Annotated in this window: 18 protein-coding genes; 9 read left to right on the top strand and 9 right to left on the bottom strand. The window is 59.8% G+C overall.

Features of this window, described 5'->3' with window-relative positions:
- Positions 1–146: 146 nt before the first annotated feature.
- Together QSJ36_RS10905 and QSJ36_RS10900 are read right to left on the bottom strand one after the other, a co-directional pair.
- A complete protein-coding gene (locus QSJ36_RS10905) occupies positions 147–2,141 on the bottom strand; it encodes an ABC-F family ATP-binding cassette domain-containing protein (protein ID WP_285468662.1) in 1,995 nt (664 codons plus the stop codon).
- Between the two features lie 81 nt (positions 2,142–2,222).
- Positions 2,223–2,726, bottom strand: coding sequence for a peptidylprolyl isomerase (locus tag QSJ36_RS10900; protein ID WP_022397903.1), 504 nt, complete (start codon positions 2,724–2,726; stop codon positions 2,223–2,225).
- A 208-nt stretch (positions 2,727–2,934) separates the two neighbouring features.
- On the opposite strand from QSJ36_RS10900, the gene QSJ36_RS10895 reads away from it, so the two are divergent.
- The 9 genes from QSJ36_RS10895 to QSJ36_RS10855 all read left to right on the top strand — a co-directional run bounded on the left by QSJ36_RS10895 (position 2,935) and on the right by QSJ36_RS10855 (position 8,909).
- Positions 2,935–3,708 (top strand): Hsp33 family molecular chaperone HslO, encoded by a 774-nt coding sequence (locus QSJ36_RS10895; protein ID WP_102721167.1) that lies wholly within the window; start codon positions 2,935–2,937, stop codon positions 3,706–3,708.
- 117 nt (positions 3,709–3,825) lie between these two features.
- On the top strand, positions 3,826–4,395 hold the full coding sequence (locus tag QSJ36_RS10890; RefSeq protein WP_285468661.1) for a hypothetical protein: 570 nt from the start codon (positions 3,826–3,828) through the stop codon (positions 4,393–4,395).
- A complete protein-coding gene (locus QSJ36_RS10885) occupies positions 4,392–5,450 on the top strand; it encodes a hypothetical protein (protein ID WP_102727652.1) in 1,059 nt (352 codons plus the stop codon). The genes QSJ36_RS10890 and QSJ36_RS10885 overlap by 4 nt, the downstream gene beginning before the upstream one ends.
- Positions 5,447–6,412, top strand: coding sequence for a GDSL-type esterase/lipase family protein (locus tag QSJ36_RS10880; RefSeq protein WP_285468660.1), 966 nt, complete (start codon positions 5,447–5,449; stop codon positions 6,410–6,412). Before QSJ36_RS10885 ends, QSJ36_RS10880 begins: the two co-directional genes overlap by 4 nt.
- 67 nt (positions 6,413–6,479) lie before the next feature.
- Entirely contained in the window at positions 6,480–6,887 is a 408-nt protein-coding gene (locus QSJ36_RS10875; protein ID WP_102721163.1) for a hypothetical protein, read from the top strand.
- A 202-nt stretch (positions 6,888–7,089) separates the two neighbouring features.
- Positions 7,090–7,230: a hypothetical protein gene (locus tag QSJ36_RS10870; protein WP_022397897.1), complete on the top strand. Its 141-nt coding sequence runs from the start codon at positions 7,090–7,092 to the stop codon at positions 7,228–7,230.
- Between the two features lie 36 nt (positions 7,231–7,266).
- Positions 7,267–7,872, top strand: a complete 606-nt coding sequence (locus QSJ36_RS10865) for a MarC family protein (protein WP_102728622.1) — start codon at positions 7,267–7,269, stop codon at positions 7,870–7,872.
- A gap of 15 nt (positions 7,873–7,887) precedes the next feature.
- Positions 7,888–8,592: an alpha/beta fold hydrolase gene (locus tag QSJ36_RS10860; RefSeq protein ID WP_285468659.1), complete on the top strand. Its 705-nt coding sequence runs from the start codon at positions 7,888–7,890 to the stop codon at positions 8,590–8,592.
- Positions 8,589–8,909 carry a DUF3820 family protein gene (locus QSJ36_RS10855; RefSeq protein ID WP_102727649.1) on the top strand — a complete coding sequence of 107 codons (321 nt, stop codon included), beginning with the start codon at positions 8,589–8,591 and terminating at the stop codon, positions 8,907–8,909. Before QSJ36_RS10860 ends, QSJ36_RS10855 begins: the two co-directional genes overlap by 4 nt.
- Before the next feature lie 37 nt (positions 8,910–8,946).
- Here QSJ36_RS10855 and QSJ36_RS10850 read toward each other — a convergent pair whose 3' ends face one another.
- The 7 genes from QSJ36_RS10850 to QSJ36_RS10820 all read right to left on the bottom strand — a co-directional run bounded on the left by QSJ36_RS10850 (position 8,947) and on the right by QSJ36_RS10820 (position 13,625).
- Positions 8,947–9,300: a hypothetical protein gene (locus QSJ36_RS10850; protein WP_215442380.1), complete on the bottom strand. Its 354-nt coding sequence runs from the start codon at positions 9,298–9,300 to the stop codon at positions 8,947–8,949.
- Complete coding sequence (locus QSJ36_RS10845) at positions 9,297–9,527, bottom strand: hypothetical protein (protein ID WP_102715122.1); 231 nt, start codon at positions 9,525–9,527, stop codon at positions 9,297–9,299. The genes QSJ36_RS10850 and QSJ36_RS10845 overlap by 4 nt, the downstream gene beginning before the upstream one ends.
- A 10-nt stretch (positions 9,528–9,537) precedes the next feature.
- On the bottom strand, positions 9,538–10,134 hold the full coding sequence (locus QSJ36_RS10840; protein ID WP_285468658.1) for a DUF2589 domain-containing protein: 597 nt from the start codon (positions 10,132–10,134) through the stop codon (positions 9,538–9,540).
- Positions 10,135–10,144: 10 nt separating this feature from the next.
- A complete protein-coding gene (locus QSJ36_RS10835) occupies positions 10,145–10,951 on the bottom strand; it encodes a hypothetical protein (protein WP_022397890.1) in 807 nt (268 codons plus the stop codon).
- Positions 10,952–10,986: 35 nt separating this feature from the next.
- Positions 10,987–11,838: a DUF2589 domain-containing protein gene (locus tag QSJ36_RS10830; protein ID WP_022397889.1), complete on the bottom strand. Its 852-nt coding sequence runs from the start codon at positions 11,836–11,838 to the stop codon at positions 10,987–10,989.
- A gap of 146 nt (positions 11,839–11,984) precedes the next feature.
- Positions 11,985–12,470 carry a LytTR family DNA-binding domain-containing protein gene (locus tag QSJ36_RS10825; protein WP_022397887.1) on the bottom strand — a complete coding sequence of 162 codons (486 nt, stop codon included), beginning with the start codon at positions 12,468–12,470 and terminating at the stop codon, positions 11,985–11,987.
- Between the two features lie 183 nt (positions 12,471–12,653).
- Entirely contained in the window at positions 12,654–13,625 is a 972-nt protein-coding gene (locus QSJ36_RS10820; protein ID WP_102728618.1) for an extracellular solute-binding protein, read from the bottom strand.
- Position 13,626 lies beyond the last annotated feature (1 nt).

The raw sequence follows: 13,626 nt of genomic DNA, 5'->3' as shown, positions 1-13,626 counted from the left end.
CTTACCGATAATATCTAATGCGTCTTTGATAGTAGGCATATCCAATTACCTCCTTCGGTGGTACTGTTTCTTACTATTATTATACGCTATTTCTCGTCAAAAATCAACCATTTGTTGTGACAGAGCCTTTTTAAATAAAAATCCGCTCAATTTCCGGAAACGTTTCTTTCCGCCTCTTCTTCAATACGGGCTTCCGTCTCTTCAATCTTTTCTGAAAGATCGGCCCACTGCGTAAAACAGGTTTCCAACTGGCGGTCCGCCTGCTGGAACCGGGTGGTGAGCTCCATGACGGCCTCCGTATCAGCCGCCACCTCCGGACGTTCCAACTGGGAGGTGATCTCCGTCTTTTCCGTTTCCAGACGCGCTATCTCCGCTTCCAACTGTTCCAGTTTTTCCTGGAGGGGACGGAGCAGGCGCGCCTTTTTCTGGCGGATTTCCGCCTCCATGCGTCTGCGCGCCTTGCGGTCCGCCCCGGCTCCCGGGTCAGCCGCTCCGGAGACGGCAGACGCAGCGGAGGAAGCCAGAGCCTGGTCCCGCTCCACCTTCTCCAGATAATCGGAAACGTTGCCTATGTAAACGCGCGGTTTCTCTCCCGGCACGAATTCCAGCACCTTCGTCACAATGGGGTCCAGGAAGCTGCGGTTGTGGGAAACGATGCAGTAGGAACCCGGATATTCGGACAGCGCCTGCTGAAGCACCTGCTGGGACTGGATGTCCAGGTGGTTCGTCGGCTCGTCCAGAATCAGGAAATTGGCCGGATGCAGCAGCATGCACACCAGCGCCACGCGGGAGCGTTCCCCCCCGGAGAGCACGCCCACGCGCTTGTGCACGTCGTCCCCCCGGAACAGGAAGCAGCCCAGCAGGTTCCGCACCATGGGCGCGGATTCCCGCGTAGCGGTCCCCTCCACGCATTCCAAGACGGTCTTTTCCGGGTCCAGGTCATCGGCATGCGTCTGGGAGAAAAAAGCGATCTGCGTATGGCGCCCCATCGTCACGCTCCCGGAGCTGGGCTCCTCCCCGCCGGAAATGAGGCGGGAAAACGTGGACTTGCCCGCTCCGTTCACCCCCACAATGGCGATGCGGTCCCCCTTTACGATTTCAAAATCCACATCCTCAAAGACGGAAATGGAGCCGTACCGCTTGGAAACCTTTTCCAGCCTGACCACGGAATGCGCGCCGGCAGGCGGGGTGGGAAAATGAAAATTCATCACGGCGTCATCCTCCTCCACCTCAATCAGCTCCACCTTCTCCAACTGCTTGATGCGGGACTGCACCAGGGAGGCCTTGGTAGCCTTGTAGCGGAACCGGTCGATGAACTCCTTCGTCTTGGCGATTTCCCGTTCCTGGGCCTTTTTCTGGCGCAGCAGAATCTCCTTCCGCAGCACGCTTTCCTTCAGGAAATAGGAAAAATTGCCCGCGTACTCCTCCGCGCGCCCGTGGTAAAAGGCAATCGTTCGGGAAACCAGGGAATCCAGCAGCGCGACGTCGTGGGAAATGAGGATGATGGCCCCCCGGTAGGTGCGCAGGTACTGTTCCATCCACCGCTGGGACTGAATGTCCAGGTGGTTCGTGGGTTCGTCCAGCAGCAGCACTTCCGGTTCCCGGAGCAGCAGCTTGGCCAGCGCAATGCGCATCTGCCAGCCGCCGGAAAATTCCCCGCAGTCCCGGTCAAAGTCCCGGTCCTTGAACCCCAGGCCGCGCAGGATGGACTCCGTGCGGGGGCGCAGCCGGGCGGAATCATGGGCGTGCAGCACCAGCTCCAGTTCCCCGATCTCGTTGAGCACTTCGGAATAGGCGGCGGAACGGGGGTCCAGTTTCTCCATCTCCTGCGTCAGGGCGTCAATGCGCTCCTGGAGGTCCATCAGGTCCGCAAAGGCGGACATGGCCTCGTCAATCAGCCTGCGCCCGCGGACATGGATGCCCTCCTGGGGCAGATAGCCCACCTGGGAGTGCCTGGACTTGATGATGGAGCCGGAATCCGGCTCATTCAGGCCGGCCATGCACTTCATCAGCGTGGACTTGCCCGCGCCGTTATGCCCCGCCAGGGCAATTCTTTCCCCATCCTCCACCGTGAAGGAAAGATCATTGAACAGGACGCGCGCGCCGTACTGCACGCGCAGATTTTGAACGGCCAGAACCATGTACCGAATGAGTAGAGAGAGGAAGGCGGCGGAACGCGGCGTTGCATCGCCTGTTCCGCCGCCAGGAAAAGCCGGATAAGCTTATTTGTCCAGAACCTTGTTCCACGCGGCGATGCGGTCGGCCTGCTCCGTGAACAGATCATCCGCGCCATCTTCAATCGTGATACCGGAAATGGTATCCCCCTGCCCGATGGAATCCACCACGTCCTGGCCTTCCGTCACCTTGCCGAAGACGGTGTGCTTGCCGTTCAGCCAGTCGGTAGGTACATGCGTGATGAAGAACTGGGAACCGTTGGTGCCGGGGCCCGCGTTCGCCATGGAAAGCACGCCGGGGCCGTCATGCTTGAGGTCCGGGCGGCACTCGTCCTCAAAACGGTAGCCGGGGCCTCCCATGCCCGTGCCGGTGGGGTCGCCGCCCTGGATCATGAAATTCGGAATCACGCGGTGGAACTTGAGGCCGTCATAGAAGCCCCTGGAAGCCAGGTTCAGAAAGGAAGCCGCCGTCACGGGCGTCTTGGAAGCGAATACCGTCAGCTTGATGTCGCCCTTGGAAGTGTGGATGGTGATATTCTTGTCAGTTGCCATGGGTGCATGTTAAACGCGCGGAAAGGCATGGTAAAGACTGTATTGCGTGCTGCCGCCGGGCCTGCGCCCCCATTTCCCCGCCAGCCTCTTTTCCTCCTTTTCCATGCCGGGCAAGGAGGCCGCCCCCGCGGCGCCTACCTGTCATGACGGGCCCTAATGACAGGAGGAACGGTTGATTTTCTACCGGAAAGGGCCGAATTTGAATGATATGAGCGAAGAATTGGTAGAAGAATTCGTTACGGTTGAATCCATCTTTGTCCGTGGGCGCAACTGCCTGGCGCTGAAGGCGAAATTCTCTCCCCTGTTCACAGACTACTACCTTCATCTCATGCAGTACGGCCTGCGTAACGAGGAACCCTACGACAGCCTGCTGAAAGAGCTGATGGCCTACTTCACCCTCTACATGGTCGCGCGGCCCTGGGCGGAACAGCACGCCTGGACGGTCAACCTCAGAACGCCCGCCGTAGCCAACCTGTTCGTTACGGGCTCCTCCCTGACGGAATCCGTAGTGGGGCGCATCTTCACGCAGGACATCAAGGAGCCTGAGGAAAACACGCTGTACTCCACCCTGCTCCGCAAGGGCTTTGAACCGCGGTACTCCGTCGTCCCCATTCCGGGAACCTCCCCCGCCCGGTGGGTGGAGGAATTCTACAAGCAGAGCGAACAGAGAAACGCGCGCTGCATTGAACTGCCGGATGAATGCTACACCATGGTGACGGCCCAGCCGGACGCGGATGAAGAATGGCTGAATTCCCTAACCCGGGAAAAAATGGCCCATCTGGAAGAGGATGAAGATACCCGAGTGCTGGAAACGCGCCGGTTCCGCTTTTACTGCGGCTGCACGCTGGACCGCATCCTGCCGACGCTCAAGGCGCTTCAGGAAAGGGAGGAAGACCTGTTCCAGGGGGAAGAGGCGCTGGAAGTCACCTGCCCCAGGTGCGCCGCCATTTACCGTGTGACGAAAGAAAATCTGGAAGATTGAGACATACATGATTTCTTTCTGACAATTAGCCTTTTCGGCAGCGAATTTCGTGCTTAAACTTTCCCCGTGCCGACTTGTCCGAAGTGTTTACATAATTTCCACCGCGGGGCGGAATCATTGTGCCCTCACTGCGGCTTTTCCCTGGAAAACCTGGACAAGAAATACGGCAGGGACTCCATCCCCTACCGCCGCGTATGCGACAACGCCGGCGCCCTGCGGCAGCAGGACCGCGTAAAGCTGAACGCCCTGCTGGAAAAACTGGAGCGCCGCATTCCCCCCGTCCTCCTTTCCGTCTATTTCCCCAACATCCTGGAGCCCTTTTCCCTCATTCCCCACAGCTTCTGGGTGATGAACCACCTGACGGTGGACGAAGCCGGCTTCCCCAACCACCAGGGCCCGCTGGACCCCCAGTGGCTCCTGATTCTGGTACTGGACGTGCGGACGGACACGGCCTGCTTCATGTGGGGGTATGAACTGGATCCCTACGTAGAGCCGGACCTGATCAACAAATCCATCATGAAGGCCCGCACCCCCCTGCGGGAAAGCATGCTGCTCCAGGCCGTGGGCTCTATCATGAAAGACGCCGTCCAGCTCGTGGCCCGGAAGGCGCGCTCCAAGGTCAGGCACCCCATGCGCTACGGGTTGACGCCCCCTCCCCCCGCAAACCGGAAAGGAGGCGGCCTATGAGATTCCTGCTGTTCCCCTTCATGCTGGCGGCGGCCATGTGCGTGGCCCCGGCGCAGGAACTCCCCGCCCTTAAATGGAACGCCCGTGACCAGCAATCCCTGATGAAGGGCACCTGGTGGGAAGCCAACGCACCCCTTCTGCCCCCTGTGGATGCGGCTGTGGCCCCTTCCGCCTCCGTCCCGGAACCCTCCGCCAATGCAGACTCCCCCGCTGTGGACCCTGTTCCGGAGGATTTCACGGACGTCAACGAATACTTCCTTCCGGACTACATCCGCACCTCCACGGGCCTGATCGACCCCCAGAAGCTTCTCACGGAAGTAGAGAGCAATGACGTCATTGAACTCATCAAGCTCATCAAATCCCGTTACAACGTCAACCTGTTCGTCAGCATCTTCGCGGCCGGGCAGAAAGTCCCCCCTTCCGTCAACGCCCCCACAATCGCCCGCCAGATATTCAAAAACAAGGAACGGAATTTGCTCCTCCACTTCCACATGGGGGACATTAAAAGCGCCCAGATCGCGCTGGATCCGGAGTTGAGCGCCCAGCTCGGGGATGCGGGGCGGCGGGACCTCCTGTACCAGGTGAAGCAGGACGCCTCCCGGTTCACCAACCCGCAGGACGAGCTTGTTGAAGCCATGATTTCCCTGGCGCGGAGGACAGAGGCGGACATGGCCTCCGCCCCCAAGCCTTCCCTGCCCGCGCTGGACCCGGACAACCCCGCCAGCATCCCGGAAGCCAACATCACCATCCAGGAACCGGAGGAAGCGCGTGAATCCCATCTGCACGCCATGATGAAGGCCTGGATGTCCTTTGCCCTGGCCAATGTAGCCGGCATCATCCTGCACGCCTCCGCACTGGTGGCCGTAGTGGCGCTCTGGCTGGTCTGGAAAAACAAAAGAGTGGTGCGTCTGCTGCCGTCGGAACCGGACAAGCGCCTGGGCGCTCCGCATGGCGCCTCCCAGAGCCGTCCCGTAAACTACTGCATGCAGGACGGCCGTGGACCGGACTCCATCGGCCGCAGGCAGATGCGCCAGCACATGCGCGACGTCTCATGACAGAACCATCTCCAACCCCCGGCATCCGCGCCGCCCTGAACGGCGCGGGAGAACTGGAACTCTCCACGGTGAACGCCCCTGCGGGAGCCGTCATCCGGATGGACGTTAATGCGACTTCCCCCCGCATGCTCTGCACGCAGGGCCGCTACCTGGCTCCGGTGCAGGCCCCGCCCGGCACGCGCATCCGCTTCCGCCTGTTCCAGGGGAAGCGCGGTCTGACGGCCCCGGAAACCTTCATCATGCCCGGAGCTCCTCCCGCCCAGCCCGTTCCTTCCACGCTGATTCCCTGCACCCAGAACAGGGACTTCATGATTTACGACTGGGCGGCCCGGCACGAAGCCGCTTGCCGCGCGGTGAGGAAAACGCATCCGGACCTCCTCTTCATCGGAGACTCCATCACGCATTTCTGGGGAGGGCCTCCCGTGGACGAACCGCACCGGGACATCCTCCAGAAATCTCCGGAAACCTGGAGCCTGTGCACGGAGGGAATGAGGGCGGTCAATCTGGGCTTCGGCTATGACCGGGTGGAAAACGCCCTGTGGCGGCTCCGCCACGGCGAACTGGACGGAGCGGCGGGCGATGCCGTCTGCGTGGTGCTCCTCGGCACGAACAACCTCGCGGAAAACACGGACGGGGAAATACTCCAGGGCATCCGCGCCGTCTGCGGGGAAATTACCGGAAGGCTGAAAAAGGCCGTCATCATCCTCCAGGGCTTCTACCCGCGCAACAGCGCCCGTAAAGATACCGCGGAACGCATTGCCGCCATCAATCTCCTCCTGAACCGTCTGGCCGCAGAACAGGGCTTCCTGTACACGGAACCGGGCCGCGTCATGGCGGACGCCGCAGGACACGTTCCGGAAAAACTCTCCAGCGACGGGCTGCATCCCTCCGCGGCCGGCTATGAGCGCATCGCCGCCGTGCTGGCCCCCGTCATCAGGCAGGCGGCGGAACGGAAAAAATGACGCCGCCAAGAAACCGGACCCGCTTTCCGGTGTTTTTATTCATGGAAACCTCAGCAGAAACACCACAATGAACGAACAGGACGATACAAAGCTCTGGCAGATTCTGGGCCATGCCTCCCAGCCTGCGCCGGGGGATGATTTTGCCCGCAGGGTCATGATGCGTATTGCCGGGGAAGAACACGCCACCGCCGTTCCGGCGGAATCCATCCACCACTTCAAGCGGAACTCCTTCCGCATCTGGGGCGCCGCGGCGGCGGCCCTGGTGGCTGCCGTCATCGGCATTGCAGCCCTGATGGAACCCTCTGCTCCGCAAACGCCCCCCCTCTCCATCGCCACCCTGAACATTGACGATGTGCTGGTGGAAGAAGCCGGTCTGGCTCTGGGCCAGGAAAACCTGGTGGACGCTCTCTGCGTGCTGTCCTCCACGGAAACGGGCGTCATCTCCTCAGACAACATCCAGGACCTCCTTCTGTAACTCCGGAAACGGAAGCATTCTTCGTTCCCGGCCCAGGGAGCGGAAACTCTTCGCCGGGCAAACCGGATTTCTTTCCTCCCCGTCCCGAATCCGCCTTCCTGAAAACCGGTTTTCTCCGCAAACGGGAACATCGGACACCGGAACCGTAGGAACGCCGCGCTGCCCCGGCCCCCACTGTTATAAAGCCTTTTCTCTTCCGGCCATGGCTGTGCCTCCCCCGGTCTTTCCAGTCTCCATCCGGAACGGAAGGCAGAGTTTCCAAACCTTCTACCTGGCCCCGGAACTGGTGGAGAAAACGGCCATCCGGACGGGGAAAATTTCCGCTGCCGACGGTTCCCTTTGACGTGCACGCCCGTATCGTTTACAACGGGCTTACTCCATGCAGGACTTCCTTTCCACCGTTATTCTCCTGTTCATCGTCATTGATCCCGTGGGACTGGCCCCGATGATTCAGGGAATGCTGAAGAAATATTCGGCCGCCCAGCAGAAGGCCATTCTGATGCGGGAGCTTGTGTTTGCCCTGAGCCTGCTGCTCCTGTTCTTCTTCTCCGGGAAATTCCTGCTGGACCTGCTGGGGCTGGAACCGTCCACCCTGAATATTTCCGGGGGCATCCTGCTGTTCCTCGTGGCGCTGGGCATGGTCTTTCCCGCCAAGGACATGCTCTCTTCCGCCGGACGCACGACCGGACAGGACGAACCTTTCATCGTTCCCATCGCCATGCCCCTGATGGCCGGCCCCTCCTCCCTGGCCATCATCATGCTGCACGCCTCCCAGAGCCCGGACAGCATCTCCCAGATGACCTATGCCGGCGCCATCGTGACTGCCTGGTTCCTCTCCGGACTGGTGCTTTTCATCGCGCAGAAGTTCCTGCGCCTGCTGGGGGAAAAAGGGACGATCGCCCTGGAACGTATGATGGGCATGGTGCTCATCATGATTTCCGTCCAGATGTTTATGAACGGACTCGCCGGGTACGGCGTGAAATAGGAAGGCGCGCCGACCATGCTTTGGCTCCTGCACGGTAACCTGGGCTCTCCGGCGGACTGGAAACCCGTCATGGAAGTCCTGCGCGCCGGGGAAGTGGAAGCCCGCGCCCTGAACCTCTGGAAATACCTGGAATGCTGCCCCAAGAGCCTGAAGGACATGGGGCGCGTGCTGTGCTCTGAAATAGCCGCCCAGGACAAGCACCCCTGGCTCTGCGGTTATTCCCTGGGAGGCAGGCTGGCCATGCAGGCCGTTCTGGCCCATCCCCCCCTCTGGAAAGGCGCCGTATTCGTCAGCGCCAATCCCGGCATGGAGGATGAAACGGCAAAAGCGGCCCGGCGCGCGAAGGACGCAGAATGGGCCGTCAAGTGCCTCTCCGCGCCATGGGAGGATTTTTTGAAGAAATGGGACGCGCAGGGCGTATTTGAAGGCGGCCCGCCGCCTCCGGACCGTTCTTCCCTGAAACCGTGGCGCAAATCCATCTCCCGCGCTTTCATCGACTGGTCCGTGGGCGTCCAGGAAAACCTGGCTCCGCTCCTGAAGCAGTCCCCTATTCCCCAGTTATGGATAGCCGGGGAGCGTGATCCCAAATTCACTGCCCTGGCCCGCCGGGCGGCGGGGGAACAAGCCGTCATCATTCCCCGCGCCGGCCACCGCCTCCCCCTGGAAGCTCCGGCGCGGCTGGCGGAAAGCCTTCAACAATTCATCCTGCAAAACCCATGAACGATCCCAAAATACCGGACGCGGAAGATTTGAGAAAACTGGTGGAGGAAATCGCGCAGACCCACGTCCCCTTCGGCATGTACGGCCCGGCCAAGTACCCGCCCAAGGGGTGCCCGCTGATGGACGTGCCCCAGGAATACCTGGCGTGGTTCCAGGCCAAGGGCTTTCCCAAGGGAAAACTTGGCCGCCTGATGGAACAGTGCCTGCTGCTGAAAGGTAACGGGCTGGACCCGCTTTTTGACCCCTTCCGCAAGGCCAACGGCGGACGGACGAAGAAAAACGCCCGCCGCCGCGTGTGGGATTTTGAGAACGAATGACCTTCCGCTCCGGAAGGAACGCATTCTTCCCGCGTCATCAGGAGGAGGGAACGAGCTTCACTTCCCGCCTTGTCCCGTCCTCTTCCGTGACGGCCAGCACATAAAACACCCGGTCCTCCTTCTTCCCGCGCGTGACGGTAATGGTCAGGCTGCCGCGGGACAGCTTCACGCCATCCTCCGGAACGGAGAAAACGCCCAGCTCTTCCAGCAGTTCAAGTGCCCTGGCGCCGTCCCTCACACGGATGGACTGGCCGTCGCCTGAAATTTGCTTCTTCACCTCCTGCCATGCGGCGGCCAGCTGGCGCGGTTCCCGCTGCTGCATCTCCGCCTGGGAAAGAGGGGGCAGAGCCATGCAGAGCACGGCGGACAGCATGATCAATAGTCTCTTCATGACAGGGAGGCGGCGGGAAGTTGCTTGTTAATGGTGGCCTGGAACTTTTCCAGGGCCTGCATGGCGTGGTCGGAAGTTTTCCGGTCAATGGAAAGCTTCAGCCCGCAGTGGGGGCATTCAATGCCGCCGGACAACAGGTCCGGAATGGTCGTGGGGAAATACACTCCGCATTTGGGGCAGTCAAGCCCCGGAGTGCGCTGGTAGGAATAAGTGGTTTTCTGGTCCATGTTTGTTCTTTCAATTAGTTATTTTTTCCCGGGAGGAAGAGTCTTCATAATGCGGCCTAGAGGTCAGCTGGAGGAATTGGGACAAGCCGGAAGGCATGTCCGCCTGCTGCATGGTGACATGGATTTTCATGTTTGCCTGCAGGGAGGAAGAGGAGGAACCCCGCCCGGACTGGGGCGCCAGGGAAGCGCGGAAGTTCAGGCCGCCATCCCCCGCCTTTCCATCGGGGGAATCCACCTCCCCCTTGTTCAGGGAAAAACGTTCGTCCGGAGCGGAGGCGACTGCGTCAATGATATTGATGTCAAAGTCAAAGTCCGCCTGCTTGATTTGCAGCAGCGGCAGCGTCACCAGGCTGATGAGCGGCACGCTGACTTTCTTCTCCGCACCGCCGGAAGCGTCGCTGTCCGTAAAATTGAAGCTGATGAGCCTCAGCGCCCCCGTGGAACCGTCCGCAGGATTGTAGGACTCGAAAGCCAGGGACATGAAATGCTTCATGTAGCGTTCCGTGGACATCGCGTCCGCATCAATCGTCGCGACCAGCGGGGCCGAGATCAATTGCTGCAGGCTCATGATGTGCCCGTTCACCTTGTTGTTTGTAGAATCACTCATAATATAATCACTATTGCGCGGCCAGTCCGGAAACGTCGTTCTGCTCCGCCAGGACGGCGGGAACGGCGGCGGGCGCGATGTTGAGGTGAAGCGTCTGGATGGAATTCTCCGGCATCTTTTTCAGCTTTTCCGTCTCCACCTCCACGTCCACCACCACATTGCTCACCTGCCTGGTGAACGCATACTTTTCCGCAAGCACGTCAATGAAGGAGGAGAGGCCTTCCCGGAGGTTCGTGCGGCACTCCTGCCTGAGGGCGTCCCCCTGGGCACCCTGGAACAGGTCGGCCAGATCGGGATTGTCCATGAATTCCTTCTCCGCCACATCCGCCAGAAGCTCCGCCAGCAATCCCTTGTCCAGTCCGGAGTCCGCCCGCAGGAGGGCCCCCTCATGGCCGGAAACAGCCGCAGTGATCTTCTTCCCCAGGTAGAGGCAGAAATTCCTTTTCCACTGTTCCTCCCTGGCAAGCAGGGAGGAAAAATCACTTCTCGCCTCATCCGCCGGGAGATTGGAGTGCACCACGGCCATCACAATGGAACGGATGGCATACGCAGGCACCCGCTCCGCCAGTTCCTGCTGGAACAGGCTGCACTGCTCCGCATCCAGCACCTGCCTCTCCTCCACCCCGGAGGTTCCCGTCACCGCATACTTCAAATCGAATTCCAGGGACCCTATCTGGGCGCTGGGAAGCTGGAAGCCACGCACACCACCGTGCTTCCCGTACTGGCGCGCCAGCCCCGCCGCATGGCAGTTCGCCGCGTGCTGCGCTTCAATAATGTCCCTAAGCAGGGATTCGACGATCAGATTCAGACGAGACATGGCTCTGGGATGGAAGAGAAATCGTTATGCTCCGGTTATTGTGCAGGCGTAGCGGCCACGGCCACCTTCCTCTTGAGCTCTCCGGCGCTCACCGTGCAGTTCCTGGCGTCTTCCTTGGAAATCGTGTATTCCTTGCCGGAATCCGTTTTCACAATCTTGGCTTCATTCCCCGCACCGTTATCAAACGGGTCCGTGGCGTCCCCTATCCGGAGAGTGATAGCATCCGGCTCAAACAGGCCTTCCTTGTTCTTGTAGGAGGTCATCAGCTTCACGCTTCCATCGTCCTGGATGGCATGCTGAACCTCCAGGGAACCGGTGGGAGATACCACGGAAATGCTGTTGTTCAGCATTTCCAGCACCTTGGCCATCCCGGCGGGCATGCTGTCCTGTCCGGCATGAACGGCCACGTCCATCGTGTACTCCACGCTGTACTTGGAGTCCTTCGTGGCGGAGGAGTCCTTCTTGCTGGAATAGCTGGCGTTCATGCTGCCGCGCGCCCAGAAGCATCTTGCAGAGGCGGAAACACTGGTATCTACGGAGCTGGAGGAATTCTCCGTCTCCGTACTGGCGGCGGAAGCGCTGATATTCGCCTTGAAGTTGATGTCAATGGAGTTGATGGCGATGTAGGGGATGGGGACGATGGTCAGAAGGGGAACCGTAATCTGGGCCATGTGGCCGTCCTTGATGAACTGGAAGGAGACATTCACCGTCTTCTTCTCTTCTCCTTCCGTGTACAGACCCACATTTTGGATGAATTCCCAGGAGGTCCGGGCCGCCTGGGCCTGGGCTTCCACACAGGCGACCAGGGGACCGCCGATGATGTTGCCGAAAGGCAGCGACTTGAGGGAGGAGGTCGCCACATCTGCTGCTGATTTGTCAATTGCCATATTATTTTATTTTCTGGTTGAGGTTAATATGAGGTGCCGCCTTTTGGCGACGTTGTGATCATGGGGTCATTCCGGCGCTTTTTCCATCCCGCCTGTCCGGAAGAACTGTTCCGCTTTCCCGCGGCGCCGGCGGCCATGGCCGGGGTCTATTTGGAAAACGACAGCATGTTCAGGCTTCCCAGCACTTTCTTTTTCATGAACTTGCTGACGGGGATGGAAACATTCCCTACCTGAAGGAAATTACCCGCAATGGACTCTATGTGTAATTTATTAACCAGATAGGAACGGTGCACGCGGATGAAATATTCCCCGTCCAGGTGCTCGGCCACCCGCGCCAGCGGGGCGGATACCAGAATGGACGACATGCCGTGCACGTGCAGCGTGCAGTAGCTTCCCCCCGCCTCCACATACAGGATATGCTTCATCAGGATGCGCTGGAACCCGTCGTTCATTTTGACGAACACCATGGGGTTTCTGGACAGGGAAAATCCGGCGGGCCTCCCCAACAGCGGCGTAAGGGAGTCATCCTTCATTTCCATGATTTCCAGCTTGTCTCCGTGCTCCACCGGTTCCGGCGCCGGGGCATAACAGATCCTATCTTTTTTAGTGACTTTAATAAATTTAATGGTCATTCAAAAATCATAGCAAAAACTTTAAATACTCAATAAATTCATCAATGAACAGCAGAAATGACCTTCTGAAACCAAATTTATCTCTTCTGAACGGCCATTGGAAACCGTGCCTTACCAACGCATTCAGGCCGCGGAAACCGTATTCCGCGGCCTGAATGGCACCCGTCTCTGCCGGGAAAAAACCTAATTCATCAGCGCCTGGTGCCTTTTCAGCAAGTCTACCGTCAGCGGTTCGGGAAAGGCCTTCACGTTGGACGATCTGGCATCCTCCCTAAAGTTTTCCCCCTCATACAGCGGCACGGGGTAGACCTTGAGGATGCCGGGGCGGGCGGTCCGGACAAGCGTCTCCGCCATCTTCATCGCCAGGGGATTGCCCCCCGCGCCCTTGTCCGTCACGCAGACGGACTCCGTCAGCATGAAATTGCCTTCCGCCGGGTCCACGTAATCAATGGGCAGCCCAGCCTTCCTGTCCGCCACGGCCTGGTGGCGCAGGCCGAAGGCAATCGCCACCTCCCCGGCGCGCACCTTCTTCAGCGGTCCGGAACCGGAATTTTCCAGATGAGGCCCCGCGTTCTCCACAATGCTGTGCAGCAGGCGCCGCGCCTCCTGCTCCCCGTACGCGCTGACCAGGGCCTGGACCATCAGCCATGCCGTGGAGGAACTGCGGATATTGGGAATGGAGATGAATCCCTTGTACGCCGGGCTTGCAAGGTCTTTCAGGGAGGCGGGCCGGGGCAGCCCGTTCTCCTGAAGCGCCCTCGTATTGATGAAAATGGCCCCTTCCTGCGCCGTAAGGGGCGCGCAGAAACCGGGCGTCTTTTCCAGGGCATGGAACGTGAAGGAGAGGGGGGCGAACATCCGGTGGGCCTGCTGGGCGCTTTCCAGGTAGTAGGTGGAGGCGGTAATCACGTCCGCCTCAATGTTGCTGCCCTCCGCCATGATCTTTCCGCCCAGCTCCGAGGTGCTGAAGGAGGAAAAAATGTACTGTCCGGAAAATCCGGCCCTGTCCAGGGCGTCCTGCATGGCTAGCCGGGATTCTTCGTCCGCGTTGGAGTAAATCACTACCTCCGGGCTCTGATTGCAGCCGCCCAGGCACAGAAGGACTCCGGAAACGACGGCAAGCGCGCAGGCAATCATGGTGGACTGTTTTTTCATG

The organism is Akkermansia sp. NBRC 115031 (assembly GCF_030268505.1).
GTDB classification, from domain to species: Bacteria; Verrucomicrobiota; Verrucomicrobiia; order Verrucomicrobiales; family Akkermansiaceae; genus Akkermansia; species Akkermansia massiliensis.
Note: the sequence above shows the minus strand (reverse complement) of the source record. Positions and strands in the feature narration are given on the sequence as shown.